Source organism: Acinetobacter chengduensis, from assembly GCF_003664645.1.
In the GTDB taxonomy this organism is placed as follows: Bacteria; Pseudomonadota; Gammaproteobacteria; order Pseudomonadales; family Moraxellaceae; genus Acinetobacter; species Acinetobacter chengduensis.
In genome coordinates this window covers 66,697-85,147 of sequence record NZ_RCHC01000003.1, presented here as the reverse complement: position 1 = coordinate 85,147, position 18,451 = coordinate 66,697, and the positions used below count along the sequence as shown (strand labels likewise).

Genomic DNA, 18,451 nt, shown 5'->3' with positions numbered 1-18,451 from the left:
AGGAAACATAAGGTGGTTGCACAAATTCGTATCGGTCAGGGCCTAGATGTACATGCCTTTGAAGAAGGTGACTTTGTTACATTGGCAGGCGTTCAAATTCCACATACACATGGTTTAAAGGCACATTCAGATGGTGATGTTGTGCTCCATGCCTTATCTGATGCATTGTTAGGTGCTTTGGCACTTGGAGATATTGGCCAGCATTTTCCAGATACAGATCCAGACTTTAAAGGTGCAGATAGCCGTGTATTACTCAAGCATGTCTATCAATTGATTTTGGATCGAGGATATGTACTCAATAATGCTGATATTACGGTGGCTTGTGAACGGCCAAAATTAGCTAAGCATAATTTAACCATGCGCCAAAGCATTGCGGATGTATTAAATGTAGATGTGACACAAATTAGCGTCAAGGCAACGACCACTGAACAATTGGGTTTCACTGGTCGCCAAGAAGGGATTTTATCAACAGCAACGGTGTTAATTTCTCACGCAAAATGATCTGGATGGATCATTGAATACTGTAACTCTTGGGTTGATTTTCGACCTTGGAGTTGCACGGTTACTGCATGAATCAGTCCTGTCCAAGTTGCATTGGGTTCCCAAATTTGATGTAAATATTCCTGTGCAGTGGGCATATCAATATTCATATAAAATTGACGATATAAATACATCAGGCAACTGGCAGTAAAGTTATCTGTGCAATGTACCCAAATCATTTGTTCTTGCACCAAATGATCAATCATATCGAGCACCAATAAACATTGTGCATCAGAAGGTGTCTCTAGAGAAATTGGAATCTGAATGTAGTTGAGTCCCAAATCTAGGCACAGATGATCTTCTTGTGGAAGATGGTTTGGCGCATCACTCAGTGCAAGGTTAATTATGGTGGTGACACCATATTCTTTAATGTGTTTGAGTTCGGCTACTGAAGGTTGTCCTGAGCTAAATAAATGTTCATGAACAAACTGGAAGTGATCAATTTGAGTTAAACTATTTTCAATATCATTCATACGCTGTATTTAAAGTTCTAATCCCATTTTTACTATAAAGTAAAAACGCCATCTTGACGATGGCGTTTTAGATGACTTAGCGGGTTGGGAGCAACTCTTTAAGCGCTGCATCCATTTCCAATAAGACTTTTTCTGTTGTATCCCAATCAATACAGCCATCTGTAACTGATTTACCGTATTCAAGATCGCATAGATTTGCTGGAATATCTTGGCGACCACCTTTTAAGTGGCTTTCAACCATAATACCTACAATTGATTTATTACCGTCTTGAATTTGCTCAGTAATATTTTTCAGTACCAATGGTTGTAAGTACGGGTCTTTATTTGAGTTGGCATGGCTGGCATCAATCATGATTTTGCCACTGACTTTAGCTTTGGCTAAAGCAGTTTCTGCTTCTGCAACTGAACCTGCGTCATAGTTAGGTTTGCCATTACCACCACGTAATACTACATGTGCATAAGGGTTACCTTTGGTATTAATGACAGACACTTGACCGTCTTCATTTAAACCCAAGAAGCTATGACCATGTTTTACCGATTGCATGGCATTGGTTGCAACAGTGAGGCCACCATCTGTACCATTTTTAAAGCCTACAGGTGATGAAAGGCCAGAAGACATTTCACGGTGTGTTTGGCTTTCTGTAGTACGTGCGCCAATTGCAGACCAAGAAATAAGATCTTGATAATACTGTGGTGAGTTTGGATCGAGCGCTTCAGTAGCACAAGGCAAACCTTTTTCATTTAATTCGAGTAGTAATTGACGGCCTAAGCGTAGACCTTTCTCAATATTAAATGAGTCGTTCATATCCGGGTCATTGATTAAGCCTTTCCAACCCACTGTTGTACGTGGCTTTTCAAAATACACACGCATCACGATATAAAGCGTATCTTGGACTTTTTCACTTAATACTTTAAGGCGATCTGCATATTCATGTGCCGCTTTAATGTCGTGAATAGAGCAAGGGCCAATGACAACAAATAAACGTTTGTCTTGACCATCTAAAATATTGCGAACAGTTTCACGGCCTTTTAGCACGGTCTGATATGCAGTTTCAGTGAGTGGCAGTTCTGATTTTAATTGTGCTGGTGTTACGAGAGGCTGAATGCTTTTTACATTCACGTCATCGATATCGCTTTGGGTAATAGAATTTGACTGTAAAGTATTCATTGCCGTCACTGGTTGTTCATACAAGAGGTTGTTTCATGCACTGAATATAACATGAATGTACAGCTTCATTGTTATAAAAAAGATCAATAGGTTGGTTAAAAAAAAGTGATGAATCGTATGGATAATTTAAACATTCACAGTTTTTATATCCGTATGCGTTGTACTTTGAATCATCATTGCTGTTTCTGGTTTTGCTACAGGTTTAGCTTTTACAGGATTAATCATAAAGTTTAAGCCAAGTGCAAACAGTGTAATACCCAAAATTTTACGAATCAGTTTTTCAGGCAAACGTGAGCTAATGAGTGTACCCACCACAATCGCTGGGATAGAACCGCAGAGTAACCAGCCTAGAAGATGAAAATCTACATTACCAGAAGTCATGTGACCCATACCTGCAACAAAGGTGAGTAGAACGGCATGAACAACGTCTGATCCGATAATACGAATCATAGGTAAATTAGGGAACATGAGTACTAAGGCCATAATACCAAATGCACCTGCGCCCACAGATGAAAGCGTAACGAAAATGCCGAGTACAATGCCCATAATGACAATATAAACGCGTTTATTTTTAGCTTGAAGATTAACGCGTTCTAAATCCGATGTCATATCGTCTTGCGTATTGGCTTGGCGGAACTTATTAAAGAATCGTTCGATATGACCACGAAACATAATGGATAGGCCAGTTAAGGTCAGCATAAAGCCCAGTACAGTCGTTAATACGGCTTTATAGCTGCTCGATTGGCTTAAATAGTTGTCGAGTACCCAGTGTGTTGCAAATGATGCTGGAATACTGCCAATAGCAAGCCAAATGACAATTGGCCAAACAATATTAAGTTTTTTAGCATGGACCAATGAGCCACAAAATTTAGAAATCGCGGCATATAGAAGGTCTGTACCAATGGCAATGTGAGGTTCTATTCGAAATAAGCTAATTAAAATGGGAGTCATGAGTGAGCCACCGCCTACGCCAGTAATACCGACGCAGAAACCAACTAAAACACCAGCCATAATAAATTCTAAAGGACCAAACATGCTTATTTGCCATAATCAAAAAACGTGCATATCTTATGACTTTTACATATAAGTCGTTGTCTTGATTATTGATTTGCTTATGCAAAAAAAAGATAAAGATGCAATTTAATCTATAAGCCGTTTTAGTCTAAAACTTTGCGATCCAAACTTTTTATTTTGACGATAAATGCGACCGCCATATGCAGTATATTTAAGATGAGAAGTAGGCGGATGATATGGACAAATTTGTATTGTGCTTTAATCCAAAGTTGTTGATTTACATGTGACGCAAGCAAATGTGATTGTTGGGTATGATGCTCAGACTCTAAAATGATCGATTGAATAAAGACCTGCTCTTTTGCACCTTTAGATGGTTGCCAAGCTGTGGTTAAGTAAATAAATTGCACCGATTGTATTTTAAGTTGCTGTTGATGTGTTGAGGATTCACATAACTGTTCAATTTCTGGCATTTGCCATGCGCAATTGGCGATGTACTTTTTAGCGTTCTGCTGTAACACAATATTGCTTATTTTGCCTTTAACGATTTTGCTTTCAGGATGTTGCAAGCTCAGAATTTTAGTTTTTACAGGCAACCATACCTTCGGCATGATTAAAAAAGTCAGACCTTGAATCAGAATGGATATAATTAAAAATAGAGCTAAATATTGTACTGTGGATTGCCAAATATGCCGTACAGGATAGATGATTTCCTGATCTAGCCAAGTTGTTATTTTAGACAAAAGATTACCTTAATGCTCAATGAGATAGCGTATTAAAAGACGCAACAACATTTATAAACAAATGTTTATGTTAGAATCAAGTCTAAAGATTATTAGATAGACAAAGGATTAAATCTTGCAAAATCGGAAACTTAAAATCGGTATCGTTGTTGGAGAAGTATCAGGCGATACTTTAGGCGCCAAATTGATCCGCCGTTTTCGTGAGCAGGGTATAGATGCGGAGTTTGAAGGCATTGGTGGCCCACAAATGATTGCAGAAGGCTTCAAAAGTTATTATCCCATGGATATTTTGTCTGTGATGGGGATTGTAGAAGTATTAAAAGACCTTAAAAAATTATTCGCAGTACGTGATGGTTTGATTGAAACATGGAGCCAAAATCCTGTCGATGTGTTTATTGGTATTGATGCACCAGATTTTAATTTAAGACTCTCTAAAAGTTTAAAGCAGAAACAACTGCCGATTAAAACGGTTCAGTATGTCAGCCCATCTGTTTGGGCGTGGCGACAGGGTCGTGTACATGGTATTAAAGCCAGTATTGATTTGGTACTGTGTTTATTTCCATTTGAAAAAGCATTTTATAAAAAATGGGATGTGCCGGCTGCATTTGTGGGTCATCCGCTTGCAAGCCAGTTACCTTTAAAAAACCCAATTGCAGAGGCAAAAGCTGAGTTAGGCTTAGCACAAAATCAGAAACATATTGCACTTTTACCAGGTAGTCGTCGTGGTGAAATTGAGCGTTTAGGGCCTTTAGTGCTGGATGCGGCACAAATTTTAACGGCCAAACATCCTGACTATGTATTTTTAATTCCTGCCATTAATGATGCGCGTAAGCAACAAATACAGGCACTGTTAGCAAAATACCCAAAGGCACTGAAGGAAAAAATTCAATTACTGGAAAATACGGATACTGAATCTAAAATTGGCCGTCAAGTGATGAATGCATCGAATATTGTCGCGTTGGCATCAGGGACAGCAACTTTAGAAGCGATGTTACTGCACAGACCGATGGTGACTTTCTATCAGTTAAATACGCTAACTTATTGGATTGCTAAACTATTGGTTAAAATTCCTTATTATTCTTTGCCAAATATTATTGCAGGTAAAAAAGTGATTCAGGAGCTGATTCAAAAAGATGCCACAGCAGAAAAGCTGGCAGCTGAAATTGAACGCCTTATGAATGTTGAAACAGCACAAATCCAAGCCATGCAACATATTACAATGCATAAACAGCTTTTATCTGGCAATAGTGAAGATCCAGTCGCTGCAGTTTTGTCTATTTTAGAAACCAGCTAAATTTTTAAAGCGATTGTCATAGCCAAATATTTTTATAAGGATATTTGGCTATTTTTATGCATTTTAATGGTGTTGATAATGTTGTCGGTATTGGCTCGGTGTGAGCTCATACGCACGCTTAAAACTTTGGCTAAATGCTGTTTCGGATGAATAGCCTACCCGATGTGCGATTTGTTGAATGGACAAATCACCGTGGCGTAAATGTTGTGATGCCAAACGTAGTCTATGCTGTTGTAAATAGGCCAGAGGTGTTTCACCAATAATTTGATTAAATAAACTGGCAAACTTCGAACGTGACATACAGCATTGCTCAGCAAGACTTTCTACTGTCCATGCAAATTCAGGTTGACCATGGATGGCTGCCAATGCATTAGAAAGTTCAGCATGTGTAAGTGCGTTCAACCAATTCTGTGAATCACTTAACTGTGCGATATGATCACGGACACATTCGATAAACAAAATACTCACCAAGTGATCGAGAATTTTGTCACGACCTGGTCGAATTTGGTGAGCTTCCACCGCCAAAAATTGTAAGCCAATCTGTAGCCATTCTGGAGCTGTACTGCTAAGTATGTGATGAATATGCAAATAGTGGGGTAGTGCATTAAACAAAGGTTTGGCCATAATGCTGTCCACACGACCCCGTAGAGCTAAAATTAAACATTCCTCATGTTGGGGAAGTTGTTCAGATTCAATGTGTATGGTTTTTTGGTTCTTTTCATCAAATAAGGGATGGATGTCGAGCGCTTCTTGAAATACTGCTTGTGTGGACGCCGTACAGACATGTGCTAAGCCCGATGGAAGCAAAAGTAAGTCACCAGATTCGAGCATAATTTGTTTTTCGGCAATATGTAAAATACATTTGCCATGCATCATGATATAGGCGACCATTGCGCCTTGCTCTTGATGTTGAAAAGCCCAATTATTCTTGGCTTTCAAATAGATATATTCAGAATGATTTAGATGGATATCATCGAAAATTTTACTTAAAGCGTCCATGTATTTTGTTTTTCTGCCCTAATTCTTTATTGCTTTATTATCCAAACATAACAGAAATAGTGTCTGTAGGTCATTATTTATCAAATTAAGCCAAAGACTTTGGCATAGGTTTTTTGGACGCTCAAGACTGTTGTTAAGGCCTTATTTCTACAAAGATAAAGAAAGTAAAAGAAATAAGGATTTTTTGCAGATGAATGCGCCTCTACAACTCACGACAGAGAACTCTACGCTGCGTACAGGACGTCAGCTAGACAAAAAAAGATTCGGTTGGTTACTCAGTCCAGGTTTACCTGTCATTGGAATGGGTATTTTGGCTGGATATCATTTTGGCCCGAAAGCAACCAAAAAAATATTTGCCTTGGGTGGGCCTTTATTATTACACGTGATTATTCCGACTATCGATGCTTTGGTCGGCTCGGATGATAACAACCCGAGTGATGAAGACATTAAGCAGTTGGTCAAAGACCCATATTATGATCGTATTGTAAAAGTGTTTATTCCACTACAAATGGCAGCCAACCTATTTGCGGGTTATGTGGTTACCCGTCAAAATGTTTCTTTGCTAGATCAAGTTTTGCTTGGTGTTTCGATGGGTGCAATTAATGGTGTGGCTGTGAATACAGCACACGAACTTTGCCACCGCCCAAACAAAAAAGATCACTATTGGTCACATGCCACACTTATGCCTTTGGCCTATAACCATTTTCGTATTGAGCATCCGTATGGGCACCATAAACGTGCTGCGACGCCTGAAGATCCCGCTTCTTCTAAAATGGGTGAAACCTTTTATGAATTTTGGCCAAGAACGGTGTTTGGTGGCTTAAAATCGGCTGTAGAAATTGAAAAAAATCGTCTAAAACGTAAAGGCTTATCTTTCTTTAGTAAGGAAAATGAGTTATTTCACGGTTGGGCAATGAGTGCTGGCTTCCATGGCACAATGTTGTCTTTATTTGGTCAAAAAGTTGCGCCGTATCTGGCTACCCAAGCATTTTATGGTGTTAGCTTATTTGAAGTAATTAATTATATTGAGCACTATGGATTGAAGCGGGCACAAAAAGAAGATGGTTCTTATGCACGCACAATGCCTGAGCACAGTTGGAATAATAATAATATTGTGACGAATTTATTCTTGTATCAGTTACAACGTCACTCGGATCATCATGCCTATCCAACGCGACCATTTCAAGCTTTACGTCATTTTGATGAAGCCCCTGAGTTACCAAGTGGTTATGCCACCATGCTCATACCAGCATTGATCCCGTCAGTTTGGTTTAAGATGATGGATAAACGTGTCTATGACCATTATGAAGGGGATTTAACTAAGGCCAATATTCATCCGAAGCGCCGTGCTCAAATCTTTAAAAAATTTGGGCTAAGTTTGTCATAAATATTTTAATAACGATGTAAAAGTAGTTACCCATATTTGAGTATGAGAGGCTACTTTGTTTTTAAAAAATTAAGCTGTCGATCTAAGTCTAAAGGCATATAATAAATTATTGTTTAAATCATCAGAATATCTATGACTCCAGCAAGTAAGTTATTAAAAGCACAAAAGATTGAATTTTCGATTCATGAATATGAACATGACCCAGATGCTAAAAGCTTTGGCTTAGAAGCTGCTGAAAAGTTGGGTTTACAAGTCGAAGAAGTGTTTAAGACGCTTATGGTCACAGACGATAAAAACTATTTTGTAGCAGTACTCCCTGTGAATCATCAGCTCAACTTAAAAAAAGTGGCTTCGGCTTTGGGGTGTAAAAAGTTAAAAATGGCAGATCCTAAAGATGCTGAGCGACTCACGGGCTATTTAGTGGGTGGAATTAGTCCCGTAGGTCAAAAGAAGCGTCTAAAAACTATTATTGATGCCAGCGCTGAAACTTTAGCTAAAATTTATGTGAGTGGTGGAAAGCGGGGACTAGACATTGGATTAAAACCGCAAGACTTGGCTAAGGTATTGGGTGCAAATTTTGTTGATGTTCTGGATCAATAAGCAATTTCATTCAGTTAAGCATATTTTATATTAAGCACAATCCTAAGAGTTGTGCTTTTTTACGTAATTTGTTTTTAAGTTTTTGATTTTAAAGCATTAAATTAAGGATTCATTATTTTTAAGCATTTTAATTTAGGCCAATAAATCGATTGTGAATAATAAAAAACAATAGTAAATGCTAATTTTATCACTTAGTTCCATACCAATATTTTTAATAGTTTTCAGCAGAAATATTCATATTAAAAAATAAATAACCTAAAAACAGATCATTACAGTAAAAAACCTATTTGTTAGCAAAAGTTCACAAAAGTGCAAATGTTAATAATAATGATTATCATTAATATGTTTTGGGGCGTTGGCCAGCGCAGTCACAAAATTTGTGCATTAAAAGAAACATAAACACATGAAAGTCTCATTTTGAGCTTTGAAAACAGAGGATATGGTCAGATGAAAGCGCTTGCTAGTCGCTTGGCGATGCAGCATCTTGTCAATGCATACTCACAAGAAACGGGTAAATCGACTTTACTCGAGAAGTATCAACAAAATTCATCTCAATTGACGTTTAGCCAAGGCTTGACGTTATTAATACTCCCTTTAGATGCCATACATTCGCAACTTTTGGTGCCACTGTCCTATGCTAGTACGGTTGGGCGCCACCGAATTGCCACTTTGCCTAAGGTCTTCAGAAAAGGGCAATTTCAAAATATGAGTTGTGTGGCCATGGTGGCCTTACTTTTAGAAGAACTGGTGATCACTCCTCTTTTAAATGAGAGCAATGAAACGCCCACTTACCAAAGCACGCGTTTAGACCCAGCATCGTTATTGGAACGTTGGATTGAAAGTCGTGATGCACTCACTCAATTTCTAACACTTCGTCAGCATGAATTTGATGATTTTATTCAGCTCGAACAAAGTTTTATAGAAACAGAACAAGCCTTAATTTTAGGCCACAGTATGCATCCTGCACCCAAAAGTCGGGTAGGGTTTGTACACGAAGATTGGACCAGTTTCTCACCAGAAGCCAAGTCACAGACCCAAATGCATTATTGGTTGGTTTCACCAGACTTTATTGCGGAAGGAAATGCTCTAAATACGCCTATTTCCAGTGAATTAAAACAATATTTACAGAAGCATTTAAGTGAAGCAGATCGTGCATGCTTAGAACAATATCCACATTATAAATTGTTGCCTTTACACCCTTGGCAAGCTCGTTATTTGCAATCTAAGCCCTGGTTTAAGCAATTAAAGTCTCAAGATCAAATTATTGATTTGGGCGAGCGAGCATGGGAATTTTCTCCGACAACTTCTGTACGAACCTTGGCAAGTTTTGATGCGCCTTGGATGTTAAAGCCATCACTCTCTGTAATGATTACTAACTCTATACGGGTGAATTTAGCCAAAGAATGTTATCGCGGTGAAATGACCCATAAACTTTGGCACAGTGCTTTAGGACAAAAAATTTTAGCGCAATGTCCAACTTTAAAAGCATTGAATGATCCCGCTTGGATTGCACTAAAACAGCAAGATGAAATCATCAATGAAACCATCTGTATTTTTAGAGATCAGCCGTTTGATCAAACACAGCAGGTGAGCTGTATCGCTTCCTTATGTCAGGATCATCCAAGTCAAGAACAAAATCGTTTTGATACTTTATTCGCCTATTTACATCAGCAACAACCCACTCAAGACCGTGGCCAAATTGCGCTGTATTGGTTCCAAAAATTCTTAGATATTTCATTACAACCCTTGATGCATGTCTATCACCAATATGGCATGGCGTTTGAGTCGCATCAGCAAAATGTATTGCTTGAGCTGAAAAATGGCTTACCTCAATATTTATGGCTACGCGACAATCAAGGTTTTTATTATATTCAAGAGCTCGCTGGAGAGGTTTTAGAAGCTTTTCCTGAATTGGCCAGCAAAGCGTCTGCGGTAGGCTCCCAAGAATTTGTGGATGAGCGTTTTAGTTATTATTTCTTTGGTAACACGCTATTTGGCTTAATTAATGCAATTGGTGCGACGGGCTGGATTAAGGAACAACAACTATTAGCTGAGTTACAGCAACGCTTATTGGTTTTATATGCACAGTATCCTGAAAGCAGTTTGTTATATGGGTTGCTCTATCATGAAACGCTTCCTTATAAAGCCAATCTACTGACGCGTTTACACGAACTTGATGAGCTGATTGCACCTGTAGAACAACAGTCTGTATATGTGCAACTGCCTAATCCATTGCAATTAAAACATCAGGATGCGCGCTATGCTTGATTTTATTGGAATTGGATTGGGGCCATTTAATTTAAGTCTGGCCAGCTTATTACAAGATAAAACTCGCTTGAAATACCAGTTTTTTGAGCAAAAAGCACAGTTCGATTGGCATGCGGGGATGCAGTTACCCGATACGGTATTACAAGTACCATTTATGGCTGATTTGGTTTCAATGGTTGATCCCACCAGTCCATACAGCTTTTTAAACTATTTAAAAGCACAGCAACGGTTATATAAGTTTTATTTTCTGGAGCGTTCGCAAATTCCGCGCCGTGAATATAACCATTATTGCCAATGGGTCGCTGATCAACTGAGTCATATTCAGTATCAATCTACGGTTAAAGCAATTTATGCCAAAGAGCAAGGCTTTGAAGTTGTGGTAGAGCAAGGGGGAGTGTTGCAACATTTACTATGCCGTCACTTGGTGATTGGCTCGGGCAATATGCCACATTTACCTGCGTGTTTACAGCCTTTACAACAGCAATATCCTGAACAGTGTTTACATTCGGCTGCTTATTTAAACCAGACTGGTCAGCCTCGTAGTGGAAACGTGGTGGTACTTGGTTCAGGTCAATCTGCTGCAGAAGTATTTATGGACTTGTTTGATCAACAGTATGCGCAAGAGCGCCAGCCAAGATCTACTAGTCAAGCATTGCCTTATAAGTTGCACTGGCTTACACGTTCTAATGGCTTTTTCCCTATGGAATATGCGCCACTTGGTCTAGAGCACTTTAGCCCAGATTATACCGCGCATTTTTATCAGTTAAGTCCGGCTCAAAAAGCCGATCAATTAAAGCAACAAGCTTTGTTATATAAAGGCATTAGTGCACAAACCATACGTGAAATTTACCAAAAGCTGTATCACCGCAGTATTGGTACACGTGAGCAAATGACGCATTTACATGCGCAATCACATTTAAAGCATGCACAGTATGTGGACGGCAAAATTCAATTGCATTTTGAGCATACCGTGACACAGCAACAATTTGTATTGCATGCAGATTGTGTTGTGGCTGCAACAGGCTACGCTAGCCTAGAATTTGAATTTTTAAAACCTCTCAAACCCTTCATTCATACGGATGCGCAAGGGCACTGGAAAGTGCAACTTGACTATCGATTGTCACACGATGCTTTGGGGGAAATTTATGTGCAAAACCAAGAGTTGCACACGCATGGCGTAGGTACTCCTGATCTTGGCTTAGGTGCGTGTCGTGCTGCCCAAATTGCGAATCAATTGGCAGGTTATCCGCTGTATGAAGTGAGCGAACAGGCCCAGTGTTTCCAACATTTTCAACCTGAAAACAATCCAGAGTTGAGTCTTTTAATTACTACAGCACAAGTGGTGCCTATGCAGGAGCATTTTTGCATAAAAAAGCCAATCTCTCGAGCTCAAGTCTTTGAATCAAAAAGCCAACAACCTCAAAAAAATAATGCATTTGAGAAAATATTATGAATTTTGCAAAGTTACAGATTGGCCAAAAAGAGTGGCGTCGTGCGGGACAGCAATTAATTGAAATGGCAATTGCTGAGTTCTTGTATGAAGAAATGATGAGCGTTACGAAAATTGTGCCACGAACTTATCAGCTGGCATTCAATGATCAAGTGTACCAGTTTAAAGGCGAGCAATATTTGCTTGGGCACTGGAAAATTGATGCTGGTTCAGTTCGCGAGATTTTAACGGATCAACAAGATGATCCAGATTTAAATATTGAGCCGGCATGGAATTTACATGCATTTATACAGGCTTTCGCTACTTATGCAGATGTAAAGCCGTTTACCCAAGCGTATTTAATGAAAGAAATGAATAATACATGGCTGGCAGAAGCGCATGTAATGTTAGAACAGCGCCTTCCGAGTACGGCGGTTCTGACAGAGCCACATTACAAAATTGAAGGCATGCTGCGTGGTCACCCATGGTTGATTATGAGCAAGGGCCGTATGGGCTTTGGTTATGATGATTATTTAACCAGTGCGCCTGAAGTTTCTCCGCAAGTTAAAGTACTGTGGTTGGCGGTACATCGTGATTTAGCCACTTTTCGTGCAACTGCAGATTGGCAAGCCAGTCATTTATATGTGCATGAATTGAGTGATTCCGAAAGAAATCATTTTGAAAATATACTGTTGCAACGTGGTTTATCGAGCGCAGATTATTTCCTTATTCCTGTGCATGCATGGCAGTGGCATCAGTGGTTGGTGGCGACTTATGCGCATGAAATTGTGGCACAGCGTATTATTGAGCTAGACATTGGACAAGATCAGTATGTGCCAATGCAATCTATTCGAACCTTATGCAATGTAAGTCAACCGAAACGTCATTACGTGAAATTGCCCGTGAGTATTTTAAATACGGCGGTTTATCGTGGCTTACCATCGAAACGTAATTTAGCTGCGCCAGCACTCACGGCATGGTTAAAGCAAATCCAACAACAAGATCCTGATTTAAAAGCTTCTGGTGTCGAGTTTTTGGGAGAGGTTGCAACACTGACCATTCAGCAACCTTGTTATGACCAAATTGAGGGAGCGCCGTATCAATTTAAAGAGTTGTTTGGATGTTTATGGCGTGAAAGTGTTGATCCATGCATTGGATCGGGGCAGTCTGCGCTGTCCCAAGCTGCACTTTTGCACCGTGATGCCAATGGACAGTCTATTTTAAAAGTGCTTATCGATGTTTCGGGGCTCACGCCACTGCAATGGTTAAAGCGCTTTGCTGAAGTCAGTGTTCAGCCCTTGCTGATTTGCCTCTACAAATATGGTTTGGCTTTTTCGCCTCACGGGGAAAATACCATGCTGATTCATCGTCATGGTCTGCCTGAAAAGCTGGTACTGAAAGACTTTATTGATGATGTAAATTTGGTCGATGAAGATTTTGCAGAGTTGGCAGACTTACCTGAAGAGGCCAATATTTTATTGCGCCATAGCGCTTTAGAACTCAGTCATTTTATATTTACTGGGCTGTTTATGGTTCATTACCGCTATATCTGTAATGTCTTTTTGCAAGATTTTGCTGAACATAGCGAGCTTGAGTTCTGGCAAACCATCTCTGAGGTGATTGAAGAGTTTCATCAGGCGCACCCTGAGTGGGTTGAACGCATTGAAAAATTCGCAATATTTAGACCTGAATACGACAAAATTTGCCTGAATCGTGTGCGCTTATTTACCACCAGTTATAACGATGAAGCAGAGCGTCCAGTTCCAGTCTTTTTAGATCCGATTGCAAACCCTGTCAGCCCACATACATTGCGAGATTGGGCAATACGCCAAAGTACACCTATAGCGTCATCTGAATCGAAATTTCAAAAACAACAGCATGCTACTTCATAGCATTAAAAACATTTAGGAACACAATAATGACAACTTTATCACGTCAATTACCTGATTTTTATTCATACATTGAGAATGAGACGCAATTCTACTTGCGTCAAATGCAATATCCAGAAGATATGGCTTTGGTACATAAGTGGATGCATGAACCACATGTGATTCCTCAATGGCAATTGAACAAATCCGAAATTGAGCTACAAGTTTATTATGAAAAAGCCTTAGCAGATGATCATCACCGAATATTGATTGTTGGTGTGAATGGGCAAGACGTTGGCTATACCGAGATTTATGAGGGCAAGCGTGATCGCTTGGGACGTTATTATGATGGGCATGACACAGATTTAGGCTGGCATTTATTATTCGGTGAAAAGTCTGCATTTGGTCAGGGATATTTAAGACCTGTGATGCGAATGCTTGGATTTTATATCTTCGAACATGCACCTTCTACAAAAATTGTGGGTGAACCAGATCATACCGTCAAACCTTATGCGGTTGTGGTTGAAGAGCTGTGTTATGAGGCACAGCGCTTAATTCCAATGCCTGAAAAAACCGCGATGTTGTATTACTGCTTTAAAGATAAGTTCTATCACAAATTTGGTGCTTATTTGACAGCCTCGGAACAGGCCAAAGTACAAAAAAAGCCTGCACCGCAGACTGAGGCCATGCTATGAGCTATGCCTCCACCCATATCCAAATCATGGACATGCGCTTTTCTGCGCATGTTTCTGTTGATGAATTTGAGCTGTGGCTCACTCAAGTTGAACGCTTTTTTTTAAAGAAGAAAAATTTTGTTTTGGTCATGCAAACCGATCCTGTGACTGAGTTTCCAGAGCAATATCGACAGCTACAAGCCACATGGTACAAGCGTTATAAACAGGATTTTTTCCACTATTGCTTGGGTTTAGTGCGTATCGCACAAGATCACGCTGATCAACAGCGCTTAAACACGCCGTCTTTACATGCCGCATGGCGTGTTCCTTATTACGTCACTTTATCCCATGAAGATGCATTGCGATGGGCTGTTCAGAGGTGGTTATGTTAAGTGAAAAACAACCCAGCTCAATGACAGGGCAAGGCCTCACTGCTTTGAGCTTAGGCGTAGTTATTGTGTTGTATTTAGCACATTCATTGCCACTGTATTTTTATAACGTTGCACTACCTGCAATTTTAAGGCATCAAGGTGTTGATTTACGCTGGATCGGTATGCTGTCTTTGCTGTATTTGCCGTGGGCATTTAAGTTTTTTTGGGCACCATATATCGATCGCTTTTATATTAAAAAATTAGGTAAACGCAAAACCTGGCTGTTATTGACCCAAATTGCTTTGGTATTTGGAGTGCTGGCCTTGGCGATGACACAGTTTTCCTATGGTTTAGGCGTATTTGTTATTGTTGGCCTATGGATCTCTAGCTTTGCTGCCACACAAGATATTGCCATCGATGGTTATACCGTAGAAAGCTTTCAAGAAGCAGATTATCGCTTTGGGAGTATGGCACAAAGTATAGGTGTAGCTTTGGGCAGTATGATTGGAGGAGCAGCCACACTTTGGTTATATCAATACTATGGCTGGCAATTTGCACTCACTACTTTGGCTGTGCTGACAGCCTTAACAATGCTCGCCATTTTTTGGATTAAAGAGCCATCAACTGGCTCTAAAATTACTGAAAAAAATGTACTCACACAGCCAAGTTTAAAACGCGCATTTAAACGTCCTGAAATTTTATGGGCTTTGGCGCTAATCCTGTGCTACCGCGTGGTAGAAGCACCCGCAATGGCGATGCTCAATCCAATGTTAATTGACCAACAGTGGTCACTATCACAAATTGGCGTATTGATGTCAGTGATTGGTGCAGGCGTGGGATTGTTGGCTGCAGTAAGTGCTGCATTTCTGCTTAAAAAAATAGCCTCAACTCAATTGCTTATTTGGGCTGCGTGGTGTCGTACAGCGCTCTATGCAGTCATGGGCTTTGCCATCATTTTAGGATGGTTCGAACAGTGGCATTTGTTATTGGCATTCTGCGTAGTGCTCATGTTAGCCATTCGGTATATCGCCATGACTTCTTTATATGCCTATTTCATGCAAAGTGCCTCCAAATCACAAGCGGGAACTGATTTTACGCTTTTAGTGTGCTTTGAATTATTGGTGTATTTCATTGGGGGGGCTTTTTCAGGATTTTTAGCCAAGGGGCTAGGTTATGGCAATTTCTATTTGGTGTTAGCCGTAGCTTCTGTATTGAGTGTCGTACTCAGTCAAATCATTATTTCGCAAATAAAAAAACACAAAACTCATCAAAAAAATACTGTTTCACACAGTGAGGAAAACCCATGAAACGCTTTTTTGTTCCAATGCAATTCACCTGCTTAAGTCTTGCAGTGTGCACACAGCTCTATGCTGCCGATACCAATATTACGAAAAATACAGAGTCTGAATTGTCCACCACGAAAATGGATACTATTGTTGTGACCGCGACACGTTCAGCAAAAAATATCGCAGATATTGCTGGAACGGTCTATAGCATTCCACGTCAGGAAATTGAAAAACAATCAAATGCTGGTAAGAGTACATCAGACATTTTGGGTCTATTAATTCCATCTTTAACTTCAGGATCAGGCACTACATCTAATTACGGTATGACTATGCGTGGCCGTGTTGTGCAATACATGATCGATGGTGTACCACAAACAGGCTATCGTGATTTATCACGCCAGCTCAACAGTATTAGTCCAGCGATGATTGAACGTATCGAAGTGGTTTCAGGGGCCAGCAGTATTTATGGTTCTGGTGCTACTGGAGGGATTATTAATATTATTACGCGTCGCGGTGGTGATGAGCCTTTAAGTTTTGAAACTAAATTGGGTTTAAGCTCTGGTAATAATATTAAGTCTGATGCGCTGGCTTATGAAATTTCGCAAGTGATGAATTTTAATCAAGGTGATGTAAAAGGTACTTTAGGTGCAAGCTATACGAAGCGCGGTGAATTTCAAGACAGTCATGGCAAGCGAATTGGCCCTGAAGTGGCACAAACCGATCGTCAAGATACCGATACTATCGATTTAAATGGCCGTGTGTCATGGAAACTTGCTGAAGGGCAAAGCTTAAGCTTTGGGGCAAATTATTTCCATGATGAACAAGACAGCGAATATGGGCCAGATTATGGGCCGGATTTAGCAGTGTTATTAAAAGGGCAAGCACCATCTTTACATGCAGTAAAAGGCTTACAACTGGATGAGCAACCCTTAACAGAGCGTTATGGGTTTAATACACAATATGAAAATCAAGACTTTTTAGGCCACCATCTGAATGTAGAAGCGTATTACCGCAATGAAGTTGCACGCTTTTATCCGTCTGTAAATGGTTTTGATCATCCTTCACTCAAAACCTATTTGGTGAGTCAGTCCGAAAGTGAAATGGATGTATTTGGGGCACGTGTTGCATTACAAAAAGATTTTGATGTCGCAAATAAAACACTAGGTCTCACTTATGGTGTGGACTATGAAAATGAGCAAGATAGCGCGACCTTCCGCCGTTATAACCTCGACACATTTATGCAAAGTAATGGTCTAAACTTTAAAGCACTGGGCAAATATGGTTTTGGGCCAGATGTTGAGACCAGTAAAGTCGGTGCATTTGTGCAAGCCCAAGTTGATTTAACAGACCGTATAGGTGTGCAAGCAGGCGTGCGTCAAGAATATGTAGAAAGTAAAGTTTCAGCATCTACACCCTATTCGGAACAGGTCGTAGCCAATGATGTGCCTAACTATCAGGCTAAAACACTGAATGGGGGTAAAATTGACCATGATTCAACCTTATTTAACTTGGGTGCGGTCTATCACTTAAACGATGAGCAACAGCTATTTGCTAACTTCTCGCAAGGTGCCAATTTGCCAGATGTACAACGTATGCTTCGCGATGTACCTGCTGGTTTTGAAGTGAGTAACCAAAGTATTGAGCCTATTAAAGTTAATAGCTATGAACTCGGTTGGCGTAAACAGTCTACAGCAGGGCTTAATGCGGGAGTTTCGGCTTTTTACAATGACTCAAATAAATCTATTAAATTTGGTCAGCCTAATTTCACCATTGATGTGATTGATACAGATGAACGTGTATATGGCTTAGAAGGCAATATGAGTTATCAACTACAACCAGACTGGACTGTGGGCGGAACTTTGGCTTATACACGAGGTCAGTTTAAAAATACATCAGGTGCTTGGCAAGAATTGGATGCTATCCGTATTGCACCTTTAAAAGGAACTGTATTCTCGGAATGGCAGTTTGATCACGATATGAGTTTACGTGTGCAAGCATTGGCTATTGGTGGTACAGATAAAGCCAAAAAAGATGCTGAAAAATATGGCGCTCGTGCTCCTGCTGAAATTAAAGGATTTAGCACGATGGACGTGATTTTTAATACCAAAGCTGGCCCTGGTAACTTGGGCTTGGGCGTATATAACGTATGGAATAATGACTATAAGTCGGTGTACAGCCAGTCTGTTGCAACTGTATATGGTCCAATTTCGAGCTTACCTGCGCAAGGGCGTACTTATGGTTTGAGCTATAGTTTGAAATATTAAACTTCTTTGGTATTTCCGCTTTATGCAGTGCATCGAAAAAAGGTAGCGCAGGCTACCTTTTTTGCTTTATAAACAT

16 protein-coding genes are annotated in these 18,451 nt (G+C 39.9%); 11 read left to right on the top strand and 5 right to left on the bottom strand.

Going from position 1 to position 18,451, the window contains the following annotated elements:
• The first annotated feature begins 12 nt into the window (after window positions 1-12).
• Window positions 13-501 (top strand): 2-C-methyl-D-erythritol 2,4-cyclodiphosphate synthase, encoded by a 489-nt coding sequence (gene ispF, locus D9K81_RS03555; protein WP_120373267.1) that lies wholly within the window; start codon window positions 13-15, stop codon window positions 499-501.
• On the opposite strand, the gene D9K81_RS03550 is transcribed toward ispF, so the two are convergent.
• From D9K81_RS03550 to D9K81_RS03535, 4 genes are all read right to left on the bottom strand, one after another.
• Window positions 489-1,013 carry a protein tyrosine phosphatase family protein gene (locus D9K81_RS03550; RefSeq protein ID WP_120373266.1) on the bottom strand — a complete coding sequence of 175 codons (525 nt, stop codon included), beginning with the start codon at window positions 1,011-1,013 and terminating at the stop codon, window positions 489-491. The two genes, ispF and D9K81_RS03550, sit on opposite strands and share 13 nt — an antisense overlap.
• 76 nt (window positions 1,014-1,089) lie before the next feature.
• The gene (locus tag D9K81_RS03545; protein WP_120373482.1) at window positions 1,090-2,181 is read right to left on the bottom strand and encodes a 3-deoxy-7-phosphoheptulonate synthase; all 1,092 of its coding nucleotides are present in this window, start codon (window positions 2,179-2,181) and stop codon (window positions 1,090-1,092) included.
• Between the two features lie 126 nt (window positions 2,182-2,307).
• The gene (locus tag D9K81_RS03540; RefSeq protein WP_120373265.1) at window positions 2,308-3,216 is read right to left on the bottom strand and encodes a sulfite exporter TauE/SafE family protein; all 909 of its coding nucleotides are present in this window, start codon (window positions 3,214-3,216) and stop codon (window positions 2,308-2,310) included.
• Between the two features lie 122 nt (window positions 3,217-3,338).
• Window positions 3,339-3,935, bottom strand: coding sequence for a hypothetical protein (locus tag D9K81_RS03535; protein WP_147395904.1), 597 nt, complete (start codon window positions 3,933-3,935; stop codon window positions 3,339-3,341).
• 115 nt (window positions 3,936-4,050) lie between these two features.
• On the opposite strand from D9K81_RS03535, the gene lpxB reads away from it, so the two are divergent.
• Window positions 4,051-5,229, top strand: coding sequence for a lipid-A-disaccharide synthase (gene lpxB / locus D9K81_RS03530; RefSeq protein ID WP_120373263.1), 1,179 nt, complete (start codon window positions 4,051-4,053; stop codon window positions 5,227-5,229).
• A 63-nt stretch (window positions 5,230-5,292) separates the two neighbouring features.
• On the opposite strand, the gene D9K81_RS03525 is transcribed toward lpxB, so the two are convergent.
• Complete coding sequence (locus tag D9K81_RS03525; protein ID WP_120373262.1) at window positions 5,293-6,228, bottom strand: helix-turn-helix transcriptional regulator; 936 nt, start codon at window positions 6,226-6,228, stop codon at window positions 5,293-5,295.
• 190 nt (window positions 6,229-6,418) lie between these two features.
• Between D9K81_RS03525 and D9K81_RS03520 the strand changes: the two genes are divergently transcribed.
• The 9 genes from D9K81_RS03520 to D9K81_RS03480 all read left to right on the top strand — a co-directional run bounded on the left by D9K81_RS03520 (window position 6,419) and on the right by D9K81_RS03480 (window position 18,375).
• Window positions 6,419-7,615, top strand: coding sequence for an alkane 1-monooxygenase (locus tag D9K81_RS03520; RefSeq protein ID WP_120373261.1), 1,197 nt, complete (start codon window positions 6,419-6,421; stop codon window positions 7,613-7,615).
• A gap of 132 nt (window positions 7,616-7,747) precedes the next feature.
• A complete protein-coding gene (gene ybaK, locus D9K81_RS03515; protein ID WP_120373260.1) occupies window positions 7,748-8,215 on the top strand; it encodes a Cys-tRNA(Pro) deacylase in 468 nt (155 codons plus the stop codon).
• A 447-nt stretch (window positions 8,216-8,662) separates the two neighbouring features.
• Window positions 8,663-10,483: an IucA/IucC family protein gene (locus tag D9K81_RS03510; RefSeq protein WP_120373259.1), complete on the top strand. Its 1,821-nt coding sequence runs from the start codon at window positions 8,663-8,665 to the stop codon at window positions 10,481-10,483.
• Window positions 10,476-11,936, top strand: coding sequence for a lysine N(6)-hydroxylase/L-ornithine N(5)-oxygenase family protein (locus tag D9K81_RS03505; RefSeq protein WP_120373258.1), 1,461 nt, complete (start codon window positions 10,476-10,478; stop codon window positions 11,934-11,936). Before D9K81_RS03510 ends, D9K81_RS03505 begins: the two co-directional genes overlap by 8 nt.
• Window positions 11,933-13,804 (top strand): IucA/IucC family protein, encoded by a 1,872-nt coding sequence (locus tag D9K81_RS03500; protein ID WP_120373257.1) that lies wholly within the window; start codon window positions 11,933-11,935, stop codon window positions 13,802-13,804. Before D9K81_RS03505 ends, D9K81_RS03500 begins: the two co-directional genes overlap by 4 nt.
• A gap of 26 nt (window positions 13,805-13,830) precedes the next feature.
• Window positions 13,831-14,475 carry a GNAT family N-acetyltransferase gene (locus D9K81_RS03495; protein WP_120373256.1) on the top strand — a complete coding sequence of 215 codons (645 nt, stop codon included), beginning with the start codon at window positions 13,831-13,833 and terminating at the stop codon, window positions 14,473-14,475.
• A complete protein-coding gene (locus D9K81_RS03490; protein ID WP_120373255.1) occupies window positions 14,472-14,846 on the top strand; it encodes a hypothetical protein in 375 nt (124 codons plus the stop codon). The genes D9K81_RS03495 and D9K81_RS03490 overlap by 4 nt, the downstream gene beginning before the upstream one ends.
• Entirely contained in the window at window positions 14,840-16,132 is a 1,293-nt protein-coding gene (locus D9K81_RS03485) for an MFS transporter (RefSeq protein ID WP_320158837.1), read from the top strand. Before D9K81_RS03490 ends, D9K81_RS03485 begins: the two co-directional genes overlap by 7 nt.
• Window positions 16,129-18,375 carry a TonB-dependent receptor gene (locus D9K81_RS03480; RefSeq protein ID WP_120373253.1) on the top strand — a complete coding sequence of 749 codons (2,247 nt, stop codon included), beginning with the start codon at window positions 16,129-16,131 and terminating at the stop codon, window positions 18,373-18,375. The genes D9K81_RS03485 and D9K81_RS03480 overlap by 4 nt, the downstream gene beginning before the upstream one ends.
• Window positions 18,376-18,451: the final 76 nt, after the last annotated feature.

Excerpts from the sequence above, each read along its gene's own strand:
- D9K81_RS03485 (WP_320158837.1), top strand. The coding sequence starts at position 14,840 with ATGTTAAGTGAAAAACAACCCAGCTCAATGACAGGGCAAGGCCTCACT.
- D9K81_RS03480 (WP_120373253.1), top strand. The coding sequence starts at position 16,129 with ATGAAACGCTTTTTTGTTCCAATGCAATTCACCTGCTTAAGTCTTGCA.
- ybaK (WP_120373260.1), top strand. The coding sequence starts at position 7,748 with ATGACTCCAGCAAGTAAGTTATTAAAAGCACAAAAGATTGAATTTTCG.
- D9K81_RS03540 (WP_120373265.1), bottom strand. The coding sequence starts at position 3,216 with ATGTTTGGTCCTTTAGAATTTATTATGGCTGGTGTTTTAGTTGGTTTC.
- D9K81_RS03525 (WP_120373262.1), bottom strand. The coding sequence starts at position 6,228 with ATGGACGCTTTAAGTAAAATTTTCGATGATATCCATCTAAATCATTCT.
- D9K81_RS03500 (WP_120373257.1), top strand. The coding sequence starts at position 11,933 with ATGAATTTTGCAAAGTTACAGATTGGCCAAAAAGAGTGGCGTCGTGCG.
- D9K81_RS03505 (WP_120373258.1), top strand. The coding sequence starts at position 10,476 with ATGCTTGATTTTATTGGAATTGGATTGGGGCCATTTAATTTAAGTCTG.
- D9K81_RS03545 (WP_120373482.1), bottom strand. The coding sequence starts at position 2,181 with ATGAATACTTTACAGTCAAATTCTATTACCCAAAGCGATATCGATGAC.
- D9K81_RS03490 (WP_120373255.1), top strand. The coding sequence starts at position 14,472 with ATGAGCTATGCCTCCACCCATATCCAAATCATGGACATGCGCTTTTCT.
- D9K81_RS03550 (WP_120373266.1), bottom strand. The coding sequence starts at position 1,013 with ATGAATGATATTGAAAATAGTTTAACTCAAATTGATCACTTCCAGTTT.
- D9K81_RS03510 (WP_120373259.1), top strand. The coding sequence starts at position 8,663 with ATGAAAGCGCTTGCTAGTCGCTTGGCGATGCAGCATCTTGTCAATGCA.
- D9K81_RS03520 (WP_120373261.1), top strand. The coding sequence starts at position 6,419 with ATGAATGCGCCTCTACAACTCACGACAGAGAACTCTACGCTGCGTACA.
- D9K81_RS03495 (WP_120373256.1), top strand. The coding sequence starts at position 13,831 with ATGACAACTTTATCACGTCAATTACCTGATTTTTATTCATACATTGAG.